Source organism: Candidatus Brachybacter algidus, assembly GCF_016707225.1.
Taxonomy (GTDB): Bacteria; Bacteroidota; Bacteroidia; order Chitinophagales; family Saprospiraceae; genus Parvibacillus; species Parvibacillus algidus.
The window spans coordinates 161,567-188,478 of record NZ_JADJID010000002.1; the positions used below are offsets into that span (position 1 = coordinate 161,567).

Annotated in this window: 18 protein-coding genes; 5 read left to right on the forward strand and 13 right to left on the reverse strand. The window is 38.8% G+C overall.

Annotation, left to right across the window (positions count from 1 at the left end):
• Positions 1 to 16 precede the first annotated feature (16 nt).
• Positions 17 to 1,648 carry a porin family protein gene (locus IPI15_RS06575; RefSeq protein WP_287404509.1) on the reverse strand — a complete coding sequence of 544 codons (1,632 nt, stop codon included), beginning with the start codon at positions 1,646 to 1,648 and terminating at the stop codon, positions 17 to 19.
• 5 nt (positions 1,649 to 1,653) lie between these two features.
• Positions 1,654 to 2,178: an RNA polymerase sigma factor gene (locus IPI15_RS06580; RefSeq protein WP_287404508.1), complete on the reverse strand. Its 525-nt coding sequence runs from the start codon at positions 2,176 to 2,178 to the stop codon at positions 1,654 to 1,656.
• 186 nt (positions 2,179 to 2,364) lie between these two features.
• Between IPI15_RS06580 and IPI15_RS06585 the strand changes: the two genes are divergently transcribed.
• Both IPI15_RS06585 and IPI15_RS06590 read left to right on the forward strand, forming a co-directional pair.
• Entirely contained in the window at positions 2,365 to 5,094 is a 2,730-nt protein-coding gene (locus IPI15_RS06585) for a fasciclin domain-containing protein (RefSeq protein WP_287404506.1), read from the forward strand.
• A 656-nt stretch (positions 5,095 to 5,750) separates the two neighbouring features.
• Positions 5,751 to 8,102 (forward strand): M12 family metallo-peptidase, encoded by a 2,352-nt coding sequence (locus IPI15_RS06590; RefSeq protein WP_287404504.1) that lies wholly within the window; start codon positions 5,751 to 5,753, stop codon positions 8,100 to 8,102.
• A 96-nt stretch (positions 8,103 to 8,198) separates the two neighbouring features.
• Here IPI15_RS06590 and IPI15_RS06595 read toward each other — a convergent pair whose 3' ends face one another.
• The 7 genes from IPI15_RS06595 to IPI15_RS06625 form a co-directional block, all read right to left on the reverse strand.
• Positions 8,199 to 8,618 (reverse strand): hypothetical protein, encoded by a 420-nt coding sequence (locus tag IPI15_RS06595; RefSeq protein ID WP_287404503.1) that lies wholly within the window; start codon positions 8,616 to 8,618, stop codon positions 8,199 to 8,201.
• 335 nt (positions 8,619 to 8,953) lie between these two features.
• Positions 8,954 to 9,433 carry a CYTH domain-containing protein gene (locus tag IPI15_RS06600; RefSeq protein WP_287419623.1) on the reverse strand — a complete coding sequence of 160 codons (480 nt, stop codon included), beginning with the start codon at positions 9,431 to 9,433 and terminating at the stop codon, positions 8,954 to 8,956.
• A gap of 126 nt (positions 9,434 to 9,559) precedes the next feature.
• A complete protein-coding gene (locus IPI15_RS06605) occupies positions 9,560 to 10,369 on the reverse strand; it encodes a purine-nucleoside phosphorylase (protein ID WP_287404498.1) in 810 nt (269 codons plus the stop codon).
• A gap of 274 nt (positions 10,370 to 10,643) precedes the next feature.
• A complete protein-coding gene (locus IPI15_RS06610) occupies positions 10,644 to 11,996 on the reverse strand; it encodes a carboxypeptidase-like regulatory domain-containing protein (protein ID WP_287404496.1) in 1,353 nt (450 codons plus the stop codon).
• A 537-nt stretch (positions 11,997 to 12,533) separates the two neighbouring features.
• Positions 12,534 to 13,451, reverse strand: a complete 918-nt coding sequence (locus tag IPI15_RS06615) for a beta-ketoacyl synthase N-terminal-like domain-containing protein (RefSeq protein ID WP_287404494.1) — start codon at positions 13,449 to 13,451, stop codon at positions 12,534 to 12,536.
• A 343-nt stretch (positions 13,452 to 13,794) separates the two neighbouring features.
• Entirely contained in the window at positions 13,795 to 14,904 is a 1,110-nt protein-coding gene (locus IPI15_RS06620; RefSeq protein WP_287419625.1) for an aminotransferase class I/II-fold pyridoxal phosphate-dependent enzyme, read from the reverse strand.
• 308 nt (positions 14,905 to 15,212) lie between these two features.
• Positions 15,213 to 16,205, reverse strand: a complete 993-nt coding sequence (locus tag IPI15_RS06625) for a D-alanine--D-alanine ligase (RefSeq protein ID WP_287419627.1) — start codon at positions 16,203 to 16,205, stop codon at positions 15,213 to 15,215.
• A 361-nt stretch (positions 16,206 to 16,566) separates the two neighbouring features.
• Here IPI15_RS06625 and tnpA point away from each other — a divergent pair, with 361 nt between their 5' ends.
• The 3 genes from tnpA to IPI15_RS06640 all read left to right on the forward strand — a co-directional run bounded on the left by tnpA (position 16,567) and on the right by IPI15_RS06640 (position 21,091).
• Positions 16,567 to 17,019, forward strand: coding sequence for an IS200/IS605 family transposase (gene tnpA / locus IPI15_RS06630; protein ID WP_287419629.1), 453 nt, complete (start codon positions 16,567 to 16,569; stop codon positions 17,017 to 17,019).
• A gap of 202 nt (positions 17,020 to 17,221) precedes the next feature.
• Positions 17,222 to 20,551 (forward strand): AAA domain-containing protein, encoded by a 3,330-nt coding sequence (locus IPI15_RS06635; protein WP_287419630.1) that lies wholly within the window; start codon positions 17,222 to 17,224, stop codon positions 20,549 to 20,551.
• A gap of 150 nt (positions 20,552 to 20,701) precedes the next feature.
• A complete protein-coding gene (locus IPI15_RS06640) occupies positions 20,702 to 21,091 on the forward strand; it encodes a hypothetical protein (protein ID WP_287404485.1) in 390 nt (129 codons plus the stop codon).
• Position 21,092: 1 nt separating this feature from the next.
• Here the strand turns inward: IPI15_RS06640 and IPI15_RS06645 are convergent, their stop codons facing one another.
• From IPI15_RS06645 to IPI15_RS06660, 4 genes are all read right to left on the reverse strand, one after another.
• The gene (locus tag IPI15_RS06645; protein WP_287404483.1) at positions 21,093 to 21,503 is read right to left on the reverse strand and encodes a helix-turn-helix domain-containing protein; all 411 of its coding nucleotides are present in this window, start codon (positions 21,501 to 21,503) and stop codon (positions 21,093 to 21,095) included.
• The gene (locus IPI15_RS06650) at positions 21,490 to 21,786 is read right to left on the reverse strand and encodes a type II toxin-antitoxin system HigB family toxin (RefSeq protein ID WP_287404481.1); all 297 of its coding nucleotides are present in this window, start codon (positions 21,784 to 21,786) and stop codon (positions 21,490 to 21,492) included. Before IPI15_RS06650 ends, IPI15_RS06645 begins: the two co-directional genes overlap by 14 nt.
• Before the next feature lie 72 nt (positions 21,787 to 21,858).
• Positions 21,859 to 22,641 (reverse strand): TrmH family RNA methyltransferase, encoded by a 783-nt coding sequence (locus tag IPI15_RS06655; RefSeq protein ID WP_287404479.1) that lies wholly within the window; start codon positions 22,639 to 22,641, stop codon positions 21,859 to 21,861.
• Between the two features lie 206 nt (positions 22,642 to 22,847).
• Positions 22,848 to 26,726, reverse strand: a complete 3,879-nt coding sequence (locus tag IPI15_RS06660; protein WP_287419633.1) for a putative Ig domain-containing protein — start codon at positions 26,724 to 26,726, stop codon at positions 22,848 to 22,850.
• Positions 26,727 to 26,912 lie beyond the last annotated feature (186 nt).

A 26,912-nucleotide genomic window follows, 5' to 3' on the forward strand; every position in this document is an offset into this window, starting at 1 on the left:
GAAAGTAAAAGAGGATCTACAAAGTTTTATAAAGTCCAATACCCATTCCAATTTGATCTATTTTGTGTTGATAGGTATTCCTTTTGAAAGTGTTAGTCAAGGCATAGCCATAGTTTGCAAAAAGAGCGAGAGAAATACTACGGGTTAACTCTTGTTGGTAACCTAACCCTGCAAGTAAGCGCATATTGAATTTATTTACCTGGTTTGGTTGATAGCTAATAGAGATAGATTTATCATGTACAAAAGAGTGATGACTAAGAGTAGATATATCCGCAATTTCATTTTTTAGGATAAACTCATTGAGAATACCTGTTTGAAAATATAGTCCATTGCCCGCTTCCTTAACAAAAAATTGTGCAGTTAATGGAATGGATATCACCTTCATGATATTCTCGAGGGATAGATCAAGATTTACATTTTCATTATTTTGGACTGAGCTGTTTTTGCTTCTTGCCAATATTAATTCCGTACTTATATTTCCAAGGGAGGTTGGCAAACTATGCTGAAAATGATTTTCAAAATCATCACCGGCACTTATCTCATCGACCGTAGAGTAGGGAAGATTGATGTCATATGTTGAGTTGCGCTTTCTTGAATAATAATTAACTGATGCATTTAACACGATTTTTGGGCTGATTTGTTTGCCAAAAGTCAATCCAAAACTTAATGAATTTGATGTTTTTTCATTAATTAATAATTCTGTCAATGGGTCAATATATTCTCCACTAATTCGATCATTCCATACATTATAACCCACCACTGGACCTATCCAAACCTTATTTCTTGTGCTTGCTTCTTTTTTGAAAATATCTTTACTTTCTTGTTGACCCACAATCAAGACATTTTCCGGAGTAATTAAATTATTAGCCGGATCAATACTAGAAATTACATATGAATTTAAACTAGGTAAAACTGGCAATTGATTTGCTCTTTCGCCAGGGTTTATATTGATGTTTTCCGAATTTAGAGGAGTTCTTTCAGATGAAGAAGGATCTCTAGAGGATGCCGTATTTACAACATCTTTGGGTAAGGGATTTATGCTGTTTTGGGTGTTTGACTTGGTATTAATTGCAGCATTTTGCTGAATCTTGTCAGACGAATTCACAACTGCGAACTCGTTTTCTATCCGTTCCTGCCTTTCTGTTGACACCATTATACCGGATGCAGATCTTTCAGAAAAACGGTTAGATTCTAATTTATTATTAGGATTATTATTAAAATTTACTTTAGAATTTAATTTACTATTATTTGGCTTTTCATTTTGAGGTGAAACGTTATTTTCAATTAAAACTTGATTCTGTTGTTCTTTTCTATTATCTAAATTTTGTTCTTTTGGCGAAGGCGTTAAACTTCCAATAGATTTGTCTACTTCATTGTCATTGTTTCCACACCTTTCTAATTCACGTTGTAATTCATTAATTCTATTATTTTTATTGTAATTATCCAAACCCAAAGCAACAGCGGACAAAATTGCTAAACCTGCTAGTATAAATGGCAAAAATGCCCAAATTCTCCTACGTTCTTTTTTAGGTATATTTGCGTCTATGTGTTGCCACACATCGTCATCCGGTATATTCCAATCATCAGGTTTTATATCCTGATTGAATTTGTCACGGAAATATTTTTCTAAATTATCATTATCTTCCATCAAATTCATTTAAAGGCTGCCTCTATTTTATTGCGCAACATATTCTTTGCTTTCATCAATTGTGTTTTTGAGGTATTTTCACTGATTTTTAATTGTTCTGATATTTCATTGTGAGTATATCCTTCCACCACATATAAATTAAATACCGTTCTGTAGCCTATTGGCAATAATTGTATCAATTTAGTAAGATCTTTGATCATTAAGTCTGACAAAATACTTGATTCATATCCAACCATATTCTTTATGTCATCAATCGGCTGGAAATTAACTTTATTTTTTCTTAATTTCTCCAAACAGGTATTTACCATTACTCTTCTGATCCAACTTCCTAAGGCTCCTTTTGAAGCATCGAATTGATAAAGATCTCTGAAAACTTTTATAAAACCATCCTGAAGTGCATCTTTTGCCTCTTCCTGCTCAGAGAAATACCTCATACACAAGACAAACATATTTGTCTTGTACAAATCATATAACTCTTTTTGAGCTACACGGTCATTGTGTATACATTGCTTTATTTTATAACTATCCATTTCACCCTCCACTTACATAGTGCAGCTTATTGTAAAAAGGTTGCCTGGTACTCTCAATATTTTTTAATGAAAAATTAATTACATTTTTTTGGGGTCCCCAGGCAACCCTTTAAAGTTTAATCTCACTTTTACAATTATACGAACTAAAGTATTGCAAATAATTAATTAATCACAAAAAAATTAATCATGAGATTGAAATTACTATTTATCATGTTATTTATGAGTTCCCTAAGTTTACTACAATCACAAACCGTAGTAGACATTATCGTGAACTCGCCTGATCATAATACACTCGAGGCTGCGGTGATCGCGGCAGGCCTGGCAGATGCTTTATCAGGAGATGGACCGTTTACAGTTTTTGCGCCAACAGATGCAGCATTTGATGCACTTCCTGCGGGAACAGTAGCAGCTTTGCTGAATGATATACCAACATTGACAGCTATATTGACATATCATGTAGTGGGTGCGAAGGCACTATCAACAGATTTGTCTGATGGTCAGGTCATCACAACGCTAAATGGAAAAGACGTTACTGTTACAATTAATGGAAATGGTGTATTTATAAACAATGCCAAGGTTACCGTAGCTGATATTGAAGCGGACAATGGTGTGGTGCACGTCATCGATGCTGTATTGCTACCGCCCTCCAACACAGTGGTAGACATCATCGTGAATTCACCGGACCATAATACGCTAGAGGCTGCGGTGATCGCGGCAGGATTGGCTGGTCCTTTATCAGGAGATGGACCGTTTACAGTTTTTGCGCCAACAGATGCAGCATTTGATGCACTTCCTCCTGGAACAATAGCAGCTTTACTGAATGATATTCCAACATTGACGGCTATATTGACATATCATGTAGTTGGTGCGAAGGCACTATCAACAGATTTGTCTGATGGTCAGGTCATCACAACGCTTAATGGAAAAGATGTAAAAGTTACTATCAATGGCGATGGTGTATTTATAAATAATGCCAAGGTTACCGTAGCTGATATCGAAGCGGACAATGGTGTGGTGCATGTAATCGATGCTGTATTACTACCGCCCTCCAACACAGTAGTGGACATCATCGTGAATTCACCTGACCATAATACGCTTGAGGCTGCGGTGATCGCGGCAGGTTTGGCTGATGCTTTATCGGGAGATGGACCATTTACCGTATTTGCTCCAACAGATGCAGCATTTGATGCGCTTCCTCCGGGAACAGTAGCTGCTTTGCTGAATGATATTCCAACATTGACGGCTATATTGACATATCATGTAGTGGGTGCTAAGGCGTTATCAACAGATTTGTCTGACGGTCAGGTTATCACAACGCTTAATGGAAAAGATGTAAAAGTTACTATCAATGGCGATGGTGTATTTATAAATAATGCCAAGGTTACCGTAGCTGATATAGAAGCGGACAATGGTGTGGTGCATGTAATTGATGCTGTATTGCTACCGCCCTCCAACACAGTAGTGGACATCATCGTGAATTCACCTGACCATAATACGCTAGAGGCTGCGGTGATCGCGGCAGGTTTGGCAGGTCCTTTATCGGGAGATGGACCATTTACAGTATTTGCTCCTACTGACGCTGCATTTGATGCACTTCCTCCGGGAACAGTAGCAGCCTTGCTGAATGATATTCCAACATTGACAGCTATTTTGACATATCATGTGGTTGGTGCGAAGGCGTTATCAACAGATTTGTCTGATGGCCAGGTGATCACAACGCTAAATGGAAAAGACGTTACTGTTACAATTAATGGAAATGGTGTATTTATAAATAATGCCAAGGTTACCGTAGCTGATATTGAAGCGGACAATGGTGTGGTGCACGTCATCGATGCTGTATTACTACCGCCCTCCAACACAGTGGTAGATATCATCGTGAATTCACCGGACCATAATACGCTAGAGGCTGCGGTGATCGCGGCAGGCCTGGCAGATGCTTTATCAGGAGATGGACCATTTACAGTATTTGCTCCAACAGATGCAGCATTCGATGCGCTTCCTCCGGGAACTGTCGCTGCCTTGCTGAATGATATTCCAACATTGACGGCTATATTGACATATCATGTAGTTGGTGCGAAGGCGCTATCAACAGATTTGTCTGATGGCCAGGTGATCACAACGCTAAATGGAAAAGACGTTACAGTTACAATTAATGGAAATGGTGTATTTATAAATAATGCCAAGGTTACCGTAGCTGATATTGAAGCGGACAATGGTGTGGTGCACGTCATCGATGCTGTATTGCTACCGCCCTCCAACACAGTGGTAGACATCATCGTGAATTCACCGGACCATAACACGCTTGAGGCTGCGGTGATCGCGGCAGGATTGGCTGGTCCTTTATCAGGAGATGGACCGTTTACAGTTTTTGCTCCAACAGATGCAGCTTTTGATGCACTTCCTCCGGGAACTGTGGCTGCCTTGCTGAATGATATTCCAACATTGACGGCTATTTTGACTTACCATGTAGTAGGTGCGAAGGCACTATCAACAGATTTGTCTGATGGTCAGGTCATCACAACGCTTAATGGAAAAGACGTTACTGTTACAATTAATGGAAATGGTGTATTTATAAACAATGCCAAGGTTACCGTAGCTGATATCGAAGCAGACAATGGTGTGGTGCACGTCATCGATGCTGTATTGCTACCTACCTTAAGTGCAAAAGAATTGAATGTACATCCATTTGAAGTTTACCCCAATCCGGTAATAAGCTCTATGAAAATACAAATGTCCAATAGAGCCACAAATATTGATCAAATTGAGATCACGAATATGAATGGAATTGTAGTTTGGACAGGATCATCTGAATCACTTGAGAAAGAGATCAATTTATCTAAGTTAAGCAGCGGCTCCTACGTAGTTAAAATTAAAAATAAAGATGGTGTAGGAATTAAGAAGTTTATAAAGATATAGTCATTATTTTTTTGGTAATACTGTGGCCACTTCTGATAAAAAAGGAGTGGCCTTTTTTTGAATTATAAGTAATTGGTCTGAAATATTTTATAAAAAGGTATGATATGGTAAAAGAGGGGTGAAGTTATTTTCTATTGATTAATACGGGTATTTAAAATGATGCAAATTTTACTGTAGTCATCCTGCAAACTTAATATTTTAAGCGATACTTAATGTTTATTCAAAATGCATTTAGTGTGTTGTATGGCCACTTTTAAATAAGACAATTCAAACTACATTTACGCCAATTCAATACAAAAAAGTATTTTTTCAATTAAGCTTAAACCATATTTAATATGCTTTTTTAACTGGAAAAATTATTTTATGCGTTGATCAGATAAGTTAAAGAGACTAAAAAATTAACAAAAACCGATCATTTATGAACATTTTATTCTATTTTTGCATTCTATTTGTTTGCATTGGATTAATACTTAATTCTTTACATATTAACCAATAGAGCCATTTTATATTAGCCGGCATCACTCTTTGCATTTATTTACTTTATAAACTAACTCCTCATGCAAAGTAATTCTCTACTTATAGCGACCCTCTTTTTTTTAAATTTAACGGCCTTTCAGGCCCAAAACTCACTGGTTTTTAGTCCTACTAATCCCTCAGTGCGGCAAGGTATTACAGAAAAATTTCGCGCATCGAACACGACAGTTGCCGATATTTCTTCTATTTATGGAGCACTAATTCAAGATGACCCAATGCTTAAGATCAGCGTAGAGGGGCGTCAAATGGAATTTATGTTATATGAAAATTCCTTGATTTCAAAAGACTATTTCGTGACTGTCGCCTCAAATGATAAAACGAAGATTTTAAAAGACCTTTCGGTAAGAACATATGATGGTGTGCTGAAAGGCAGTAGTGGCCATATTACTATTACTATAGATCATGATTATTTTGTCGCCATGATAAAATTAGGAGGAGAAGAATATTTTATTGAACAGGCGACTGCATTTGACAGAAATGCTACATCAGAAGATCTTATATTTTACAATTCCAAGGATGTTATTCACGATGCAACTAAGACATGTGCTTCAGATGACCTAATCAATGCAGCACCGGAAGTTGATGGAATAGAAGAACGTTTTGTAAATCTATGTAGTGTGGTCGAAATCGCTATAGCCAGCGATGCCAGTATGTTCGATAAATATAGTAGCTCAATCACCGCTGTGCAGAATCACAATATTGCCGTGATGAATAATGTAGCATTCAATTACCTACATGAGTTTTCAGATAATATCACTTTTCAAATCGTAACACAATATGTCAGTACTACTTTTAATAATGACCCACTATCACCGAATACTATATCAACAGCTATCAACACGGTGTATGATGCTTTTGCCACTTGGAGTTTAGCCGGTGGTTTTGGTGTAGTGCATGATTTGGGTACATTCTGGACAAATAGAGATTTTGATGGAAGCACCATTGGTTTGGCAGGAGTTGCAGCTATGTGTACGGGCAATAGGTTTAGCGTCTTACAAGACTTTACACCTGATGCGGCGGGCTTACGATCTTTGATGGCGCATGAAGTTGGGCATAATTTTGGTGCAGGTCATGATACGATAGGAGCCCCATTCATTATGGCTCCCTCTGTGAATGGATCAAATAAGTGGTCAGCACTTTCAGTGACAAACATCAACGCACACCTGCTCACCAGAGCATGTCTTGCTAATTGCACTGGACCAATCAGCGCTTCCTTTATAGCCAATCCTACAGCGCTGTGCAATAATGGTACTGTCCAGTTCGAAGACAAGTCAACTAATAGCAATGCACGGACATGGACTTTTACGAGCGGGTCACCATCCACGAGTACTGCGCAGAAACCTAATGTCACCTACAGTTCGACAGGTACATTTTCCGCAACAATTGTCGCCAATGGCACCAGCACTTATTCTGTACCAAATGCTATAATTGTCTCCGCACCTCCGCCACTTGCCACAGGATCTTGTCCTTTGCCTACAGGAACGCCAGGAAGTGTCGGTATACAAGGGGTTTCACTTGCTGATATGTACAGTGCTTCGGGAACTGCAGCTCAGGATGGCAGCAGATATGTAGACAGATCTTGTACCAATATTGTTTCATTACAGACAAATACTTCTTATGACATAGGTATAGGTTTGGGAAATTGCTCTGCCGGGCCAATTTTTGAAAGCGTCAGAATGTATATTGATTACAATAATAATGGGGTGTTTGATGTTCTCACAGAAACAGCCCTGAGTCCGGGTGGAGGGTATTGCGGATTTTACACATTTACATTTACAACACCCCCTAGTCCTGTAAATAATAAGCTGCTCAGGATGAGAATTATCTCTAACATCTCCGGGATTAGTGGACCTTGCTATAATCCAAGTGATGGCCAGGTAGAGGACTTCTCAGTGATTTTCAAGGCAGCAGTTCCTCTTCCTTTAGAGTTGATTAGTTTTAACGGAGAGCAGCATAAGAGTTTCAATATTCTGAAATGGACAAGTAAAAAAGAGTCTAATATGAAGCACTTTAGATTAGAACGAAGTCGTGACGGTAAAGACTTTACTCCAATAGGCTATGTTACTCCTCTTAATAATTCTTTGGGAGGTAATTATACATTTAAAGATGATGATTTGAACGGATCAAATGAATGGTATTATAGATTGAGAATGGAAGACGTATCAGCTGCATTTGCATATAGTCAAGTCATTTTCTTAAACAACAAAGGTGTAAATCTAAGTATGGAGAATTTAGTAACAGTTAATACTTCGGATCGTCCTATTTCCTTTAGGCTAACATCTTCATCAAATCAGATGGTCACTATTGAATTGTTTGACATGATGGGCAAGTTGCAATCTAATTACACGACCCAAATTAATGAAGGCCAGAATAACATGGAATTTAATACCATTAATATACCGAAAGGGATGTATATCTTACTTGTAAAAAACAACTCTGGTGAAGAGCTTGTCAACAAGATCTTTATTGAATAAATAATACTTTTTCGTAGGGCACACGAATGGTTTGGATATAAAAAGCAGTGCGAAAGTGCTGCTTTTTTTATACCCAATTTTATATGCAGTTTTTTTCTATTTTCTTCGAAGTTCCAGCTCCATAAAACCTTCCTCGGAAATAATATTTATTAAAAGATTATCATGAACAAATTTATATTTCCAACTATCATCGTTACCATTTTCGTCAACAAAATTTATTGTATTTTTAGTTTTATCAATAACATAATCGGATTTTATTTCGCCACTCATGGTAGTCTTCATTATGAAAATTCCCTGATCATTAAACTCATATAAAACCGAAAAGATCAAGATCTCCGCTATACTTTTAAATGAAGCCATTTGCTCTTCTGAAGTTGGATTTTTAAAATTAATTGAATCTTTTGTTTTATTATAATAAACAAGGTCATCCTCATATCCAATTACTTCCCATTTCCCGACTATTTCTTGTGCAGGAAGATTTAAACTTATTATTAGAAATAAAAATAAAAATTTCATGTAGTTAATTTTATAAATTATATGAGCGTTCTAAAAGATCTAAAGTAATTACAATGAAAACAGTTTTGCTATAATTTGAAGTTTAAGAGAGTTTCAAAGATAGAGATCTTTATAAATTATGGCGCTAATTCTAACCGCCTAATTCAGACTGAGTGATATATATACTCAAAGGAAATCGGTTTGACCATTTCGAAAAAGCTTAGTTTTGAAAATAAATTATAGTAACTTTTTGACAAACACCAAACATTAAACATTGGGATGAAAATAATCTCCAAGTAGACATTTCTACTTCCAATTAGTATAGAAACATTAAATATCGGAAATAATGGGTGAAATTAACTATTCTCTTTCCAATCCTTATAAGGATTTATTGTCAAATTAGCATTGTAATACCTTTGATCATTCGTAACTTCCATACCCTGCCAATCAGGAATATCATACATTTCTTCTTCGCTCTTCAATTCGATTTCTGCTAAAATTAGTCCGGAATTTTGCCCTAAAAACTCGTCAACTTCCCAAATTTTATTGTCAAAATTAATTATGTATCTAATTTTTGAGAGTTCAGAAATTGAAAAATTATCTAACAATTCTCTCGCGTCATCTAATGGAATTTCGTATTCGTATTCTTGACGGGTTGCACCTGCAGAAATTCCCTTTATGGTCAAATATCCCTTATCCGGTGTTTGTCGCACCCGGATTGTTTTATTTGATTCTATTGCCAGATATCCTTGACGATAGACTTGTCCTGGCGGCTTGTCTGTTTTGTCCCAATTGGTATGATTTACAAGGTATTTTCTTTCTATTTCTTTTCCCAAAACATAAATTGTGAATGCTTAATAATTAACTGCCAATACTGGAATCAAACAATCGTATTAGCGAATAATATATTACTCCTAAATAATATAAAAACCTCAGTAGTTAAAATCTCTAACTATCTATTGCTAAAATGTTTTTATTACTTCTACGAATAATTTTGAAAGCTTAAGATCAGCCTTTCCGGCGGTCTCAATTATTTCTGCAATGTTCACCGCTTTTAGATTTTCAGGATCACATTCATCTGTAATTACAGAAATAGCAATGCATGGCAGCGACATATGATTAGCTGCAATCACCTCGGGCACGGTAGACATTCCCACCATGTCAGCGCCGATGATTTTGAGATGACGATATTCGGCTTTTGTTTCGAGGTTCGGACCATGAACTGCGGCATAAATACCTTTCTTTAATGCGATTCCAATCTCCACTGCTTTTTCCAGAAATAATTTTTTCAGCGCTACATCATAGGGTTCACTCATATCAGGAAATCGAGGGCCTAGCTCATCAAAATTTCTTCCTGTCAAAGGATTACCATAAAGCAAATTTATATGATCATCAATTAGAATCAAATCTCCTTTTTTAAAATTGAGATTAATGCCGCCTACAGCATTTGATAAGAAAAGCTTTTGAATGCCTAAGAGCTTCATTACTCTTATCGGAAAAACAATTTCCTGCAAGGAATATCCTTCATAGGCATGCATCCTTCCATGCATAATGAGGACGTTTTTATCACCGATAGTGCCAAAGACGAGGTTGCCCTTGTGAAATTCCACTGTTGAAATCGGAAAACCTGGGATATCAGCATAAGGTATTGTTAACTTTACATCCACATGTTTCATCAAATTATTCAATCCTGATCCCAGGACTATTCCCACAACCGGGCTCTCTACACCCTTCTCAATTAAATATTCTCTTGCTTTATTAAATTCTTCCATGTTTATTTTTAGAGTATCTTATCAAAATAGAAATAAGTACATTTCATAAATATAATAATTTTTTGTGGTTTATACTTCATGCATTCGTACTTTAGGCTATATTAATATACGATTCGAATATTTAGTCTTTTTTATTGATGAGAAAAGCACGACCGTGCTTTTGCCTGCTGCCGCCAGCTCCGTCATTTTCAATTTCCACGATCATGAGCAAATATTAGGACAATTTCATGAATACGGTAACCACGATGTTCCCCAAATTGGATAAAAGGAACGATCAATTTTTCCAAAACATATCAGCCTGAGGGATATTCTTCCCCCTCCCCACCTCAAATGGATTAAAACCCTTCATCGCAAATAAATACCAAGCACCACCAGATATGGCAATTTTTGTATCTGCTCCTGACCAAAGTATATCAGCACCATAGGATGTGCCGGGATTGCTGGCGTAAGGGAAACCTGATGCATTCGAATAATTAGTACTCTGAATAAGGACCTTCTCTATTTCCGTTAAATAATAAGCCTTTTCAGAGAACATACCTGCAATCCCAAAAGCGACTGCCATCTGACCTGTACCCTCCGGCCAAACGGTGTCAATGTCTTCATCAAAACAATAACCTGTTATTTGCGCACCATTAGTGGCAGTTTTTGCGGTAAGAAATCGTTGTGCGGTAATCAAGGCAGAAACAGGGTAACCTTCAAACATGCAATAAGACCAAGCATGTACATCAAGGGCATATAGATATTTAGGGTTTTCGGGCCAGGAGACGAGGTTTTTGTCGATAGCGTCCCAACGATTTAGTTTGAGGTAGTTCAACAGGTTACGATGAAAGTCGGTGTATCCGGTGATGGCATTGAAGGCATCAATGTTGCCCTCCGTCACTTTGTAATTCAATAAATTGTTGCTCGCATCATATCCTGAAAAGAGCCCACCATCTGTATCTTGGAGAGCTTGCAACCAAGTGCCTAGTGCAGATGCAAGTTCATCGTATTTGGTATTTGTAGTTTTCTGTTTGTAATTATTCAGCGCTATGAGTAACCATGCATTATCACCCATCCAGCGGTGTCCATTCGGAACACCCGCTCGATCTCTTAATTGTGAAAATCCGCCAACTCCTTTTTTGAGTTCCGATTCAATCCTGGAATTAAAAAAATCAAATATTTTTTCCGCTTTGGCAATATCATTTTTCGTCAGGAATACCAATGCTGCTAATGCATTGTCGTACAAGGAGACAATATTTCCATTTTCAACACTCTCCAGTAATCCATTTGGTAATTGTTGTGCATTGAACCAGTTAAAGATCTGTGTTTCAACAGTACTTGGTTTTTCAGTTCCGATGAAAAGCACGCCATTGATGGATGCCGAGACTTTAATATTTGTTGGGTTAAATGTAAAATTATTTAATGCTGGTGTAAATGTATTTTCATCGATTAAATCATTGATCATCCAATAACCCTGGGCATCTGTTGTGACCGATTTGGCATCACCATAAGCTATGCTGACGCCTTCCATGCCGATGCCGGAATTGTTGATGACTCTCCCATTGACGTTATAAGGCTTGGATGTGGTGTCTTCTTTGGCGCAGGAGAGGAGAAGGAGGAAGAAGGAATATGTTATAATTTGTCTCATTTGTTTTGGAGGTAGAGGATATAAAGATAAGGAGGATTTTTGGAAATATGAAGGGGCCTCCCCCTGCACTCCTCTGATGCTAGGGCTTATACACATCTTTTTTGTTAAGTTCAAAGTAAACTTTGGTGACACAGCGACGTAGGTTAACCTACGCCGAGCCTCACGATCTAAGTTTTTACTTTAAATTTTGTACATCATTCGCTATGAAGTGTTGAGCGTAGGTTAACCTACGTTCGGGTGTCTGCAAAATTAATTTTGCTTATAAGTAAATCAATAACAAACAAACAATTATATTAATTTTCTAATTAAGCCTTTTATTGAAAGAATACTTATGTATAAACCCTAGCTCTGGCAGAGGGGTGTTAATTTAAGCACCACGTATTTAATTTATCAACGAGTTACATATTAAAGGGTTAGAGAACTGGATGACCCTGCGTTTGAGGGGGTAGGGGGAGGAAAAGGGTTTTGTCTTTTGATGAGTATTTCTTTTCCACGGAAGTTACGAAGTTAGGCAATTATAATTTCTGCCTTCTAACTTCAAATTTTCTCCAGCACTAAACTCACCGCTTGTCCACCAAATCCCAACGTATTAATCATGATATTTCGAATTGGTGTTTTTATTATATGAGGATCCGATAGAAATGGTGCTGTAATGAATTCTTGTTTGCCAAACATCAAAGCAGCAAGCAAAATGCCATGCATGCCTGAAGCGCCAAAGGTATGGCCGGTCAGCCATTTGGTGGAGGTGATTAGTGGGCGCTTGTCGAAAACATGGTCGATGGCTCTAACTTCTGCTTTGTCACCTTCCATCGTGCCCGTAGCATGGCAGATGATGACGTCGACTGAGCCAAGACCGGCGCTTTTCAACGCCATACGCATGGAGTTTTGCAATCCAATACCTTCTGAATCGACGGCGACAGGATGTTTCTGTGGTTCTGTCGCAAAACCCGCACTCAGGATGCGGATCTTACTATGTTCATTTACTTTTTCAAGGACGGCGGTGATTGCGGCTTCTCCGAGAATGAGGCCACTGGAAGTCTTGTCGAGGTCGAGACTTCTGACAGGGTAATTGGTGTTTTCTGTAGCTTTTGAATATATTTTGAGAGCCTTCATCTGTGCCAGATTGTGCGGTGTCAATGGCGTATCTACTGCACCTGCGATGACACGGTCAGCCATCCCGGAATTGATCCATGCTGCTGCATTAAGGATGGACTGTGAAGAAGTGCTACAGGTCATGCTGTGTTCTACCTGAAATCCTTCTAATCCTAGAGTCTGAGCCACGAAGGATGCAATATTGCCCAGTGTAGTCATGGGTGAGGAATATGCCTGTACCTTTCCATTCTGCTGCAAGTATTCCACGCTTTGCTCCATGAGGCCCGATGCACCGCGTGAGGAACCAATAGATATCATTGATCTTAATCCGTCGGCAAGGGCAGCGTTGTCTATATTTTTCAAGGCCAATAAAGTCAGCAAGGTGGAGCGGTCGGCGAATGACAGCGCCCTGAGGGGAGAGCCTAATACTTTGTGTATTTCTTCGTTGGAATAAGGAAATGGAGAGGTGAGCAGTTGGTGAACCGGGTCGAATGAAAAGGCAGGAATGCCTGATGTATAATGTTCATATAGGGCAGAGAGCGTGTTACCAAGGGGGGTTTCGAAGTGGAGGGATTGTATGCCCAGATTTAATTTCATTGGTATCATTTAATTACTAGTCTTAATTAATTGAAATTCAGATATTGAAATATCCACCCTCTGAGCCTCCTCCAAAGTGGGACATCCATATGGTTTCATATTTCTCATTTCAGCTTACATTATTTAATGTTTTAAACAAAATATCGAATTCTTCCGAAGTGTTGTAGGCATGAAGGCTGATGCGGAGTCCAGCATGACCGGCAGGAACAGTTGGTGGGCGGATGGCTTTGACCTGGAGGCCTTTGAATAAAAGGTTTTTTTCAAGTCCAATGGTGGTTGGGGCATCTCCAATAGTAAGAAACTGCACGGGGCCTTGATTAGAAGTAATGGTCAAATTGCTATTGAAAGATGTAACTTGCGATAAATAATATTTGATGAGTTTGTCTAATTCCTCATTTGGTTTATGATTGTTGGAATGATAGTCAATGAGTTGAGAGATGGTGGCGGCATCATTTATGGGGATGGCAGTGGTATAAATGAATGGTCTTGAAAAATTAATGAGATATTCCCGTATTAACTCTGTTGCTAACACCGCTGCACCTGCATATCCAAATGCCTTTCCAAAGGTAATAATGCGGATGAGATTTTGGAATTCATGTGCTTTCTCATACCCCACACCTTTATAATCTCTGCCCGAGACACCCACTGCATGCGCTTCATCGAGCACCAAAGTAAAATCATACTTTGCATTCAAGACTAACAACTCATCTATGTCGATTACAGTACCAGTCATAGAATATAAAGACTCTACAGCGACGATAATACGCCCTGATCCGGAATGTTTTTTCAATTTTTCTTCGAGGTCATTCAGGTCATTATGTCGGAAAGAGTGACGCTCTGCATGACTCAGACGCATGCCGTCGTGCATAGAAGCGTGTATATATTCGTCATAAATAAATACGTCTCCACGATGCGCGATGCAGGACAATACACCGATATTGGCCTGATAACCTGAACTGAATAGCAATGCTCCTTCGGCATTGAAATATTGGCTTAATAGCTTTTCTGTTGTCTCGTGTTGTGTATTATTTCCACTGATGAGTCTTGATCCGGTAGCGCCTTTGATAGTAAGGTGTGCAGCAATTTTTCCTACTTCCATTAGTCGGGCGTAGCCAAGGTAATCATTCGACTGAAGGTCGACTAATGATGGGTCTGACAGGCTCAGTGAGCGGTATAACGCTTTTTCTTTTTGTTGGTAAAGCCTATCTTGGTAGTTCATGTTGGTTTAGTAAGAATATTAGGGCGAAGGTAAGACTTATTGGAATGAAAAATGAAGGACGAAAGATGAGAGCATGCGATTTGGATTTTGAGTGAATGCTATTTTGATATTTAGGGGTTCTCGCAAAGCCGCAAAGATAGGGCACGCAAAGGGCGCGAATAGGAGAATAGAAAGTAAGTTGGTACTAATACACAGAACTTGACTTCTAAATGCATAAAATTCGATCATCATTTCCGTTATGGCAAACTGATGCCCTCTCCATTGCTGCACTACCTAACTATTATACAGGTGAACTCTTAACTGGTGCACTACCTCAACTTCTCCGCCAAAGCCTCCGCCACGGCATAATCAAAAAACTGAGCTAGCGTCCAACCGTATGCTACGGCTTGTTGTGGAATGATGCTGGCTTCGGAAAGTCCGGGGACTGTATTGGCCTCAATGAGGTGGAAGGTCTCTCCGATGAGGATGTAATCTACGCGGATGAAACCCTTACAATCAAGGGCAGTATATATTTTTGAAGTGAGTTGTTGTGCTTGTTTTGTTAGTTCCGGGCTGATTTCGGCAGGAGTAACTTCCAGAGATGCCCCTTCATATTTAGCTTCAAAATCGAAAAATTCATTTTCGGGAATGATCTCTGTGACTGGCAGCACGACGATTTCACCTTTGACACGCATGACGCCATTGCCAAATTCACGGCCATCCATGAATGCTTCCAAAAGGATATTGTCATCAAATTGAAAGGCATAATCTATTGCCGATGTAAGGTCCTCCGGTCTTTTTACTTTTCGGACACCGAAGCTTGAGCCATGAGCATTTGGTTTTACGAAAAGTGGCAATTGTAATTTTTCAATTATTTTAGTCAGGTCAATACCCTTTTCATACTCTTTTTTGTTTAAAAACACTTCTTTTGCCATGGGTACTCCACGATCTTTCAACACTTGTTTGGTCAGGTATTTACTCATCGTAAGTGCCGATACAAAGCCATCACAACATGTATAAGGGATGTCCAAAATATCGAAATAACCCTGAATTACGCCATTTTCCATGGGTGCTCCGTGAATAGCACAAAATACGACGTCCGCTTTCCACGGTTCATCGTGCAGATTAAAGCTAAAGTCATTTTTATCAATTGCCGCACCAGTGATCAGATCTGTCCATTTTGCACCCAAAATGTCGATGATGCGTGCATCATATTTATCTTCCGGCAAATACTTTAGGACGACGGAGGCACTTTTCTCTGAAACTACGCGTTCTTCCGAATCTCCGCCGGATAAAATGGCAACTTTGATCTTATTTGACATATAAAAAATGTTTAATGTGTAAAGGTAATAATTAATGGTAAATGGTGAATTATAAATTGTGCGGGGGGTGATGGGAGGACCCGCCCATCGGGCGTACAATGGGTCATGACCCATTGGGGATCCCCCCTCATATTTGGATATGTGGAATAATGGGGTTATATTTATGGATTCAAACGCCGTTCAAACACCTGAAAATATGAACATGTGGATATGATTAATCATCATTGGCCTTTCGACCAACGATGGGGGGTAACCATTTCATCATTGGCCTTTCGACCAATGCTGTAGGGGAAACGCTCTTTCAGAGCTGTATGTTTCAGGTGTTTGGAGGTAATTTTAATCACTATTTAAATTTTAAATTATGGGACAATCACTTGTAAAAAATTATGTACACATTGTATTTAGTACGAAATACAGGACACCGTGGATTCAGGAAGAATATGAAGACATTTTATTTTGTTATTTGGGAGCATTATGTAATGATCATGGTTGCCAACCGATGAGAGTCGGTGGATATTTGGATCATGTTCACATTTTATGTAAATTGTCTAGAAATATTGCTCTGGCAGAATTAGTTTCTAAGGTAAAATCTGTTTCATCCGGGTGGTACAAAAAACAACACGATGAACTGAAAGGATTTTATTGGCAAAATGGATACGGTGCATTTTCTGTCAATCCAACTTCAATTAATTCTGTGATCAAATACATAGAAAATCAAAGAATACACCATCAACACCAGGACTTTCAAAATGAATTCCGTGGATATATGAAAAAATATAAAATGGATTATGAAGAAAGATACGTGTGGGATTGATGGGAATCTATTAGTGTTGGTAATTTAGGAGCGTTGGCCTTTCGACCAACGTTATGGGGAAACGCCCTTTCAGGGCTAAACGTACCTAAAGCTCTGAAAGAGCGTCTCCCTCCAGGGTTGGTCGAAAGGCCAACCCTAATCAACCCTAACTAACCCTAACACAAAATCAATTATTTCAAATAAAACCCCTAATTTCACAACTATGAATGACCAATTTTCACATGATTCCATCGAACAATACATCACCAATATTTATGGAGATGGCGACATCGATTTTAATCAAAAAAATGCCGCATTAGATGCGCTCTACAAAAACCTCATGAGCTTCGTGACGGATGCTTTTAAGATCCCGTTCAACACCATTTTTTCTCAGGTGGCCTTTGTCTCCAGTCATTTGAAGTTGGAAGGACGGTTGGTGCAGGCATTTCATTTTTACAGGATTAATTTCTTGAGTCAAGGAAATGCAGGTATGGAAATGGATTCCGGAATCCAATTAAAAGTAAGGGTTGGAATCTTGAGTTTGCTTTGTGACAGCATTTTCAATGTGAAAAGTGAGGCGCTGACGGAAGAACAAATATTTGCTTTTAAACATACAAAAACCCCAAGACAACACACGGAATTCGTTCCATATATCAGCTTTTCGGTGTCATCATTGTCATTGGAACAAGGATTTTTCATGGGCCTCAACGAACATGATCCCGGCGAAGAAAAGAAGGTCATCATCGATCCCATGTATCAAGAGTCATTACTTGAGCATTTGAAGCAAGAAATGCCTTATTTCAATCTTCCATGCGATGTCGGATTGATCAATGTCAAGGTTATCAAAGGGGATTATGTGCCGGAAATGGTCATTCTGATTCCGGATTTTCTATTAGATGTGACGGCGGTGGCGGAGTGTTACAGCTATGACGGGTCGAATGCGAAGTTGCATTTTTTGAAGAAATTCACACCAAAATCAACTTCAGAATCTTTATTCATTGGGCTTTGTGCCAATTATTTCCTGGATGAATTGGTCGTAAATCCAGAAGTTACTTTTAATGATATATTGCCAAATATCTTCAAGATAAGTCCTTTATATCTCGCTGCACGAAGCAATGACGAGGTCAAACAAATGGCTCAAAAGGCCGGCATTCATTTCATTAATCTACAACAATTTGTATTTCGGGCAAGAGAATTTGACAAATTAAAATTGTCCAAAACCTTGATAGAGCCAAGTTATTGTAGTCCAAAATATGGATTTCAAGGTCGTCTTGACCTTTTCATTGATGATGATGAAAATAGAGCAATTATTGAATTAAAAAGTGGAAAAACTTTTCGTCCTAATTCATACGGATTGAACATCAGCCATTATATTCAAACGCTTTTGTACGATCTTCTGGTCAAAAAGGACTTTAAAACAGATAAGGAAACAAAGGCATACATCCTGTATTCGGCATTGGCACAGGACAGCTTAAGATTCGCGCCACCACTGAGATCTGAGCAATTAGGTGCGCTATTGGTTCGCAATCAGGTCCTTTCCACAGAGTACCGAATCAGCCTCATAGATGCCAATGGTGAAGATCCGACAGGTGTTTTCGGTCTGGCAGATCATTTATCCAAAATGGGATTGAGCGGTTTTACATCGAGTGATCTGAACAGGCTAAATTTAACGCTTGAGACTTTGAGTCCTTTGCAATTAAAATATCTCAAAGCTTATTCCGGCTTCATCGCCCGGGAATATTTTGGCAGTAAATCAGGATTTCTTAGAGATAGTCATACCAATGGGCAGGCTGCATTATGGCTTAATAATCCCACTTCTAAAATAGAAAACCACAATATGTTGGGATTTCTGAAAGCTCAAGAGGTATCTATCACAGAGACAGAAACCATGGTGGCACTACAAAAGTCGGAGCGCACGGATATATTGGCAGATTTCCGTGTCGGGGATATCATCGTATTGTATGCGACGGACGAGGAAGGAAGCTTCTTGTGGGAGGGCCGACAAATATTTAAGGGCACATTGATCGCCAACAATGAACAGACAGTGATCATGCGGCTAAGGGCTAAACAGAACAGAACAGATTTGTTTTATACTTCCGATTTTTGGAACATAGAAAAGGATGTCATAGATTCAGGATTTGGCGGACAATTTAAAAGCATGATTTGTTGGGCAGCGGCTGATAGTTTCCGAAAAGATCTGTTGATGGGTGTCTTACCACCTCGCAGGCCGGAACGAGAGATCGAATTACTTGGATACGACATGGCTCCATACCACAGATCGCTGATCGAAAAGGCGCTTTCCTGTCAGGATTATTTTCTGCTTTGGGGTCCACCGGGCACTGGAAAGACAAGTTTTATGATCAAAAACATGATTCATATTCTGACTTCAAATGTCGAGAAACCATTACTGGTGCTGGCGTACACGAATAGGGCGGTGGATGAATTGTGTGAAGCAATCGAATCTCTGGGTGGTAGTCATAAGGATTCTTATATTAGGATAGGCTCGAGATTTGGGACGGATCCTGCTTATATGGATAAGTTGCTGGATGTATGTCTTGCCGATATTCACAATAGAAAAGACTTGTTGGATCTGCTTAAAAGCAAAAAGATCATTATCGGTACTGCGTCTTCTCTACTTGGAAAGTCGGAGTTGTTTCAACTTTTGTCCTTTGAATGGGCCTTGATCGATGAAGCTTCCCAGATCCTGGATCCGGCGATTCTGGAGATTCTAACAAGGGTAGATCGATTCATCATGATTGGTGATCATAAACAATTGCCCGCCGTGGTGACACAACATAAAAAATGGTCGGAAGTAACAGATGAGGAGATGAATGATGCCGGAATATATGATCTGTCACATTCACTTTTTGAGCGATTGTATCTGAGGGCAGTTGACCAGGGATGGGACTGGGCATATGGATTGTTACATCAACAGGGTAGGATGCATGAGGACATCATGGCTTTTCCTGCTAAGCATTTTTATCAGGGACAATTGACGACTTTATTACCAAAACAATTGGAGGTAGAATATTTGCTTGAGACAACAGATGGTGGCCAGTCGGGTCATATGTCGGCGCTTTCAACCAAACGGGTCTTGTATTTACCGGCGAGTCAGTCAAGTCTTGGATTTCATAAAATGAATGATATAGAAGCAGAATTGATCAAAAATATCTTGCTGGATCTGTATGATTTATACACTAAATCGGGCAGAAATCTGGAGGCTGCATCTATCGGCATCATCACTCCATTCAGGGCGCAAATTGTCAACATTTCAAACCTTTTGGACACACTTCCATTCAAGTTGGATATCACAGTGGATACAGTGGAAAGGTTTCAGGGAGGAGCGAAAGACATCATCATTCTCTCAATGGTGGTCTCGAGTCCGGGACAATTGCAAGCTATTGTTTCACAAAATAAGGAAGGTATCGACCGCAAGATGAACGTGGCATTGACGCGGGCGAAGGAACGGTTGATCATGGTGGGAAATAAAGAAGTACTTTCGTCAGCTGCTTTTTATAAGGAGTTTATTGAGGAATATGAGGAGAACGTTTAAGGTTGAATGAAGGCCCATCGGTAATTAGTAATCGGCAATCGGTAATGCGCTCAAATTGGAATTTGTCTAATAATTTGAATAATTTTGTTAACTTCAATTAATTACGCTGAGAGTAACAATTAATAATTAAAAACTAACAATTAATTTACCATGTTAAATAGACCATTTGTTATTTATTGGGCGAGAGTGTTCATGGCGGGAACTATAGGGGAATTAATAATTAGAATCTTTTACAAGGATCAAATTTATTCCACCTTGCATGCACTGGTGCTGTCGTTTGCCATCGTAGGAGTTGTCTATTTATTGAATAAAAAGCCATTTTCAAAGAACGAGTTTCAGAAAAATAATAGATTAATAAATCATCCAATTGCCAATTATTGGGCCCGGAATTTTCTGGTTTTTTCTATTGTAACTTTGTTGTTTGAGTATTTACTTAATCAACCAAAATTGCCGACTCTGGTTATGTTGGTCGTTTCCTTAATGTTGGCGATGATCCATTATTTTACATTGGATAGGAAAACAGAAGAGACGACGGGTTAGTTTAAACTCCAATCAATACATCTGTTGAAATATTCAGGTTTTTGTTCAATGACCGAATCATGTTCAATGTAAGACGTCGTTTTCCTGAAAGTACTTCCGAAACCCTGTTTTCTCCACCAAAATAAACTGCAACATCCTTTTGAGAAAGTGATAGTTGCTCCATTCTTTCTTTGATCGCTTCAATTGGATTGGGTTTAGGAATAGGGAAATGTTTTTTCTCGTATTCGTTTGCAAGAATTGAAACGGCTTCAAGGATATCCAATGACCTTTTCCTTACTTTTTTATCCTCGATAAGATTGGCGTCAATTAACAAATCAATTATTTTGTTTGCCTCCTTAAACTCAGATTGATTCGTGATTGGTTTTATTTGTATTTTATTTATTTCAGCTAACTGCATTTCAAATGTTTTCAATGTTTTTAATTTTATCATAGGCCTTATGGTTTCCTATAAATCTAACAAAAGCAAATTTTCGTTCGTATTCAAATTTAACGATCAGTCTATATTTATTTCTACAAATGTTAAACACTATTCTCCCGTTTCCTATCACATCTGCCGTATTAAAATAACTAATCACTTCATTAGAATTATTAAAATTAATCCCATCAACAACGTCATACCAAAATTCTAAACTCGGTCTTGAGTCGGGATGTTGTTCCCAAAAATCTCTTAAGGTGGATTTTGATAATATTCTCATAACAAAACAAAGTTAAAACAAATTCCCATATCGGGAAGAAAATTTTCGTTTAGCACCAGAATTGTTCATTAATCATTGTCCGCGTTGCCTCACCACTTCATACAACAACACTGCAGCACTCACTGACACATTCAACGAATCATTGTGCCCCAACATAGGAATCTTGATAATGCGATCTGCAGCTTCTCTCCAGAATTTTGTCAAACCAGTATCCTCTGCACCAAACACAAATGCTGTTCCTGAGGTGTAATCCATGTCAGTATAAAACTTATCCGTTTGTAATGCTGCGGCATATACTTTGATATTATTTTCCTTGCACCATAATTTAATTTCCTCAGCCCCTGCATAGGCTATCTGATTAGAAAATACCGTGCCCACGCTCGAACGGATGACATTGGGGTGAAAGAAATTATGATGGTCTTGACTTAAAATTACCGCATCCGCACCTACCGCATCACATGTTCTCAAGAGCGCACCAAGATTGCCGGGTTTTTCAATATTTTCAAGGATGATGATGAGTGGATTTTCCGGAAGTTGTATCTGAGAAAGATCTAAAACAGGTTCTTTTAAAACTGCAAGTATATAACTGGCATCTTCCCTATAAACCAGCCTTGAGAATAAGTCATGTTTCAAAATTGTTACCGAAACCTGATCAAATTCTTTTTCCGGAAATGCAGTCTTATATTTATCATCGATGTAAACCTCTTCCAATTCATAATTATGCTCCAGCGCAGCACGAATTTCCTTCAAGCCTTCGATTATAAAAAGTTTGCTTTTGCGGCGAAACTTATTATCTGTCGAGAGTTTCAGCAGTTTTTTAAAACGTTCATTGTGAGGGCTTTCTATGAGCAGCATTCTTATTATATTTTATCACAAGGTAAAAAGAAACTATTGAAGTGTTAACCGATACTCAAATATGCGCTGAAAAGCCTATCAGGGTATTGTTCACAGAATATTTTATCGTATAAAAGCAAAAAAAGGCAATCCTATGTGAAGAATTGCCTTTTTTAAAATCAATCAAAAGTCGCCATTGTAGCTTCTTTTACCTCTAAGATGGGCTATTACATTTTAACAAACTTATTGACCTTCTTATCAACAGATTTTATGAAATAAATACCTTTTTCAAATTTGCCGATATCTATTACTTCAATTAAACTTGTTCCTACACCGGATAGTATCAATTCACCAAAAGCATTAGTTATTTGATAATTAGTACCCGCACCTATTCCTTTTACTTGAATAAAATCATTGGCCGGATTCGGTGCTATTTCAATGGATTGTTGTACGGATTTACCATTCTTAAATACAATGATATTGCTGAAACTCACAGAACCATCGATATTTACCATCTGTAGACGATAATATGCCACTGCATTACCGGTAAAATTATTATCAATCGCTTGATAATCCGTATTTCCATTGCTGGTATTAAGTGCTGTTACTTCCTTGAAAGCGGTAAATAATTTTCCGTCAATCGATTTTTCAACAATATAAGAACGCATATTTAATTCTGAAGCTACTTTCCATTTTAAATGAACGGTATTGTCATTGCCAATTCTGCCATTAAACGTAATTAACTGAACAGGTAAGACTGTTAAGCCTGGCATAGGACGTACACCAGTGGCTGCCGTGCCGCCTGAGAATGAAGTTACTCCGGCAAACTCTACATATTTAACACCATCTTGAAATAGTGTCGTGCCCATAAGTTGTTTAGGACTTCCTGTAATGGCTGCCGCACTAATGTGTGTAGCAGGATCAAAGTTTACGCCAACGGTTTTAAACCATAATTTGCCTGCATCAAAACGCATAGAAGGGTTGGCATTAATAAAAGCGATCTTATCTGCATCCATGGCTGAATATTCCGCATCGGTAAAATAAAAGCGAACATTTACCGGTTCGTCAATTGAATTGCCCATTGCATTTACATTCCAATAGCGGCTCATGCTATAGTTGGCAGTGTTATTTACCGCATCTTCTTGCTTAGTATATCCTGCCGGGTCTATGGTAATAGTGGCTGTAGCGGCTGCTTTTGTCAATGCATTGGCAGTGCTTAGTGTACCATCCGGAGCCCATTTTATAGCAAAAATATATTTGTTCGGTTGAGTTGGGTCTTCATAATACGTAAAACCGTCTGAGTTGTCACATTTATTAACGGCTGTAAGTGTCGCACTATTTAATATCACCTGGTTTTTATATAATTGAACTGTGGCGGTGCTTATAGTGCAAGATGCACTTTCGGTAACTGCGCAATAAAATTTGTATCCTGCGAAAGTAGCCGTGTTCAATATATTTAATGTGGTAGCAGTAGATCCGGTAAAGTTAGCACCATCAACAGCTGCTGTCCATGGAGATGCGATACCGTCATTGTAATACCATAGGTAAGTCAATGCAGTACCTGTAGCTGCCACAGTAAAACTACTTGCTCCAGATCCACAAACGATATCAGATGGTTGGCTTGTAATTGTTGCTGCGCTTGCCGTTGTTGTGTAATCCGCTATTATTTGTATATCATCAATTGCCCAAAGTTCATTATTGGCTCCATCGTCATTTAAAATATCAATCATTAATCGCACATATTCATTACCCGCAGGAATGCTTAGTTCAATCATGTTTTTGGTGGTCGTTCCTGTTACAGTGCCAGATGTATTGTACATATTGCCTAAATAATCCCAGCGTTCGCTGTTGGATAAAGTTCCGGTAACAGTAGTAGTTACCTGACTATTACTACTTGCGTTAAACCAATCAGAAGAACTGGTCACATCATTCACGATAGTAGTACTCGCTGCTGTAGCGCCGTATCTTGCAAAAGCCCTGACAAAATCTTCTGCATCGGCACCGTTATTACTGCTCATATTGGTTGAGATCGAAGATACATACACCCTTATTTTAACGTTGGTGGCATTAGCATAATCAGGTATTTGAATGGCATCAAAATAAATTTTACTGATTGGACCATCACCGCCATCATTTCTTGATTGTTGCACATAAGCATAACTGCCATTTCGCGTAAAGCCTGTTGCTCCGGCGTTCGTTGGATTATCTGTACTTGGTCCAGACCCTACTTTATATACGCCCCGTTGGCTGCCACTAAAGTTTCTACAAATGGTGCCAGAATTTAAAGCACCATTTACTCCATTATCGTAAAAGGCAGATGGTGGTGGTCCTGTTACAAAAGTTTCTGCCATGCAGCCACAAGAGTTTCTATTGGCGGGAAACTGATCTCCATTTGTTCCTCTTAAGTAATAATTCATTTCAACCAATGAAGGGTGTGGCAAATAGTTTTGCAGCCCCGTTGGTGTAGCACTTTGGTTTGGCACCGAAATACCTGTATAGCCGGTTTCCGGAAATTCGAATCCTTGAAAAGCTATTATTTTTGTTCCAGCCGCAGGTGGTGCACAACCTACCGTATAAGAATAATAAGTAGTAGGGCTAGGCTTTAAATCTGTTCCACCACTATTAGTAGCGGTTATATAATATTGTACGGTGCTACCTTGAGGCATCCCTGGTATTGTAAAGGTGTAATTCGTACCACTTACCAATGTTGCATTAACGGTGCCCCATCCACCACCATTTCGGCGGTAAGTTACTATCACGCTACTTGGTGAATTGGTCACACTGGCAGTACCAACCTGCGCCGAAGTACTTGTTGTGTTTGGAATGGCAGTATGTGTTATAACCGGTGCCGGAATTTCATCATCTACAATTGTAAGACTAAAGCTAGCATTGCTGCCAACTACAGCACTTCCTGTAAAGCTGCTTAATCCAAACGTAATGGTTCTGTTGCCATCTACAACTGCATTATTTACGATGGGGATATTAATTACTTGAATTCCGCTGCCGCTGAATGATACTGTGGTAGGAGAAACAAAGGTATAATCCGATAAAGGAGCAGTTCCACCTGTTACGCTGACATTTACTCCGTAAGTGCCGGTGCCGCAACCATTAAGCGTAAGTACATAGCTGCCTCCATTTTCAGATATGTTATCACTTGATACCGCGAAAGAAATAGTTGGATTAATGGTCAATACCAATGTTTTTGTATCGGACCCTGCGGCATTGGTAGCAGTAATATCAACATTGAATATGCCCGTAGCAGTAGGCGAACCAGTGATAGCCCCTGTACTGGTATTGACACTTAATCCTGCCGGCAGGTTAATGGCATTGTAGCTCGTAGGTGAGTTGGTGGCGGTGATGGTATAATTAAATGGGTTACCGCAGGTACCGCTTGCTGTCAATGCACTTGTAATAGAGGGGGCAATTACTGCAGCTGAAGTGGCGTAGAGGGTAAAGTCATCGATGCCGATATGGGCATTGTTGCCGGAACCAGCTCCGTTTGCAATGGTAAACCTAAAATCTACTGTAGCTGATGCGGGAATAGATAAACCTGTTATAGTTATAGACCGGGGTGTAGATGTCAAAATAAATGCAGGTGCAGTTGTGCCTGTAGGTGCAGTGAACAGCGTTGTTCCTGTAATTCCTGTAGAACCATAGGTAGCTGCATTTATTCTATAAGTAAAGTCCACTGTAGTGGCCCTACCAGCCAATGTAAATTGTTCTACATTCCACGCAATCACAAATCCATCTAATATAGAAGCGGTATTATTAACCCCACTAAATGTAAAGGAAGTAGACCCTGAAGTAGCTTGTTTCTGTAAAATTGAATAATCGCTACTGCTGGTACTTGCCCTTCCGGCGTAACAATTATTCCCATTCGCTTGACTAGTACTTGGTGTAGATGAACCTGCAGTTACAATTGGATAAGTAGTGTTATAAGATGCTGTGGCAACAACCCAATTGCTTGGTAAAGTGGCTGCCGTGCCCCTAAATGCATCAAAATCCTGTGTATACGTATTACCTGCACCTGTGCCGGTGATAGAATATTGAGCACTTGAAAATGTTGTTAAGAAAATAGCAAAAATTAGTGTAAATAATATCCTCATACTTCTAATATTTTTGTTGTTCAGTTGTTTAATAATTTGTCTAACACTTATTTTAATGTAGTGTTGTGACAATTGCAATTTGGTGCACTATTTCCGAGGGTGAAACTCACATTATTGAGGTTAAAAGTGTATAAATAATTTTGTTGCGGTAAGATATTTAAATTAAAAGCTGAAATCTTTTAATAA

What these genes read in the sequence shown, in the direction of transcription:
- IPI15_RS06640 (WP_287404485.1), top strand. Translation starts at nt 20,702, where the DNA reads ATGTTAAATAGACCATTTGTTATTTATTGGGCGAGAGTGTTCATGGCG.
- IPI15_RS06650 (WP_287404481.1), bottom strand. Translation starts at nt 21,786, where the DNA reads ATGAGAATATTATCAAAATCCACCTTAAGAGATTTTTGGGAACAACAT.
- IPI15_RS06635 (WP_287419630.1), top strand. Translation starts at nt 17,222, where the DNA reads ATGAATGACCAATTTTCACATGATTCCATCGAACAATACATCACCAAT.
- IPI15_RS06660 (WP_287419633.1), bottom strand. Translation starts at nt 26,726, where the DNA reads ATGAGGATATTATTTACACTAATTTTTGCTATTTTCTTAACAACATTT.
- IPI15_RS06610 (WP_287404496.1), bottom strand. Translation starts at nt 11,996, where the DNA reads ATGAGACAAATTATAACATATTCCTTCTTCCTCCTTCTCCTCTCCTGC.
- IPI15_RS06625 (WP_287419627.1), bottom strand. Translation starts at nt 16,205, where the DNA reads ATGTCAAATAAGATCAAAGTTGCCATTTTATCCGGCGGAGATTCGGAA.
- IPI15_RS06605 (WP_287404498.1), bottom strand. Translation starts at nt 10,369, where the DNA reads ATGGAAGAATTTAATAAAGCAAGAGAATATTTAATTGAGAAGGGTGTA.
- IPI15_RS06585 (WP_287404506.1), top strand. Translation starts at nt 2,365, where the DNA reads ATGAGATTGAAATTACTATTTATCATGTTATTTATGAGTTCCCTAAGT.
- IPI15_RS06595 (WP_287404503.1), bottom strand. Translation starts at nt 8,618, where the DNA reads ATGAAATTTTTATTTTTATTTCTAATAATAAGTTTAAATCTTCCTGCA.
- IPI15_RS06575 (WP_287404509.1), bottom strand. Translation starts at nt 1,648, where the DNA reads ATGGAAGATAATGATAATTTAGAAAAATATTTCCGTGACAAATTCAAT.
- IPI15_RS06580 (WP_287404508.1), bottom strand. Translation starts at nt 2,178, where the DNA reads ATGGATAGTTATAAAATAAAGCAATGTATACACAATGACCGTGTAGCT.
- IPI15_RS06655 (WP_287404479.1), bottom strand. Translation starts at nt 22,641, where the DNA reads ATGCTGCTCATAGAAAGCCCTCACAATGAACGTTTTAAAAAACTGCTG.
- IPI15_RS06620 (WP_287419625.1), bottom strand. Translation starts at nt 14,904, where the DNA reads ATGAACTACCAAGATAGGCTTTACCAACAAAAAGAAAAAGCGTTATAC.
- tnpA (WP_287419629.1), top strand. Translation starts at nt 16,567, where the DNA reads ATGGGACAATCACTTGTAAAAAATTATGTACACATTGTATTTAGTACG.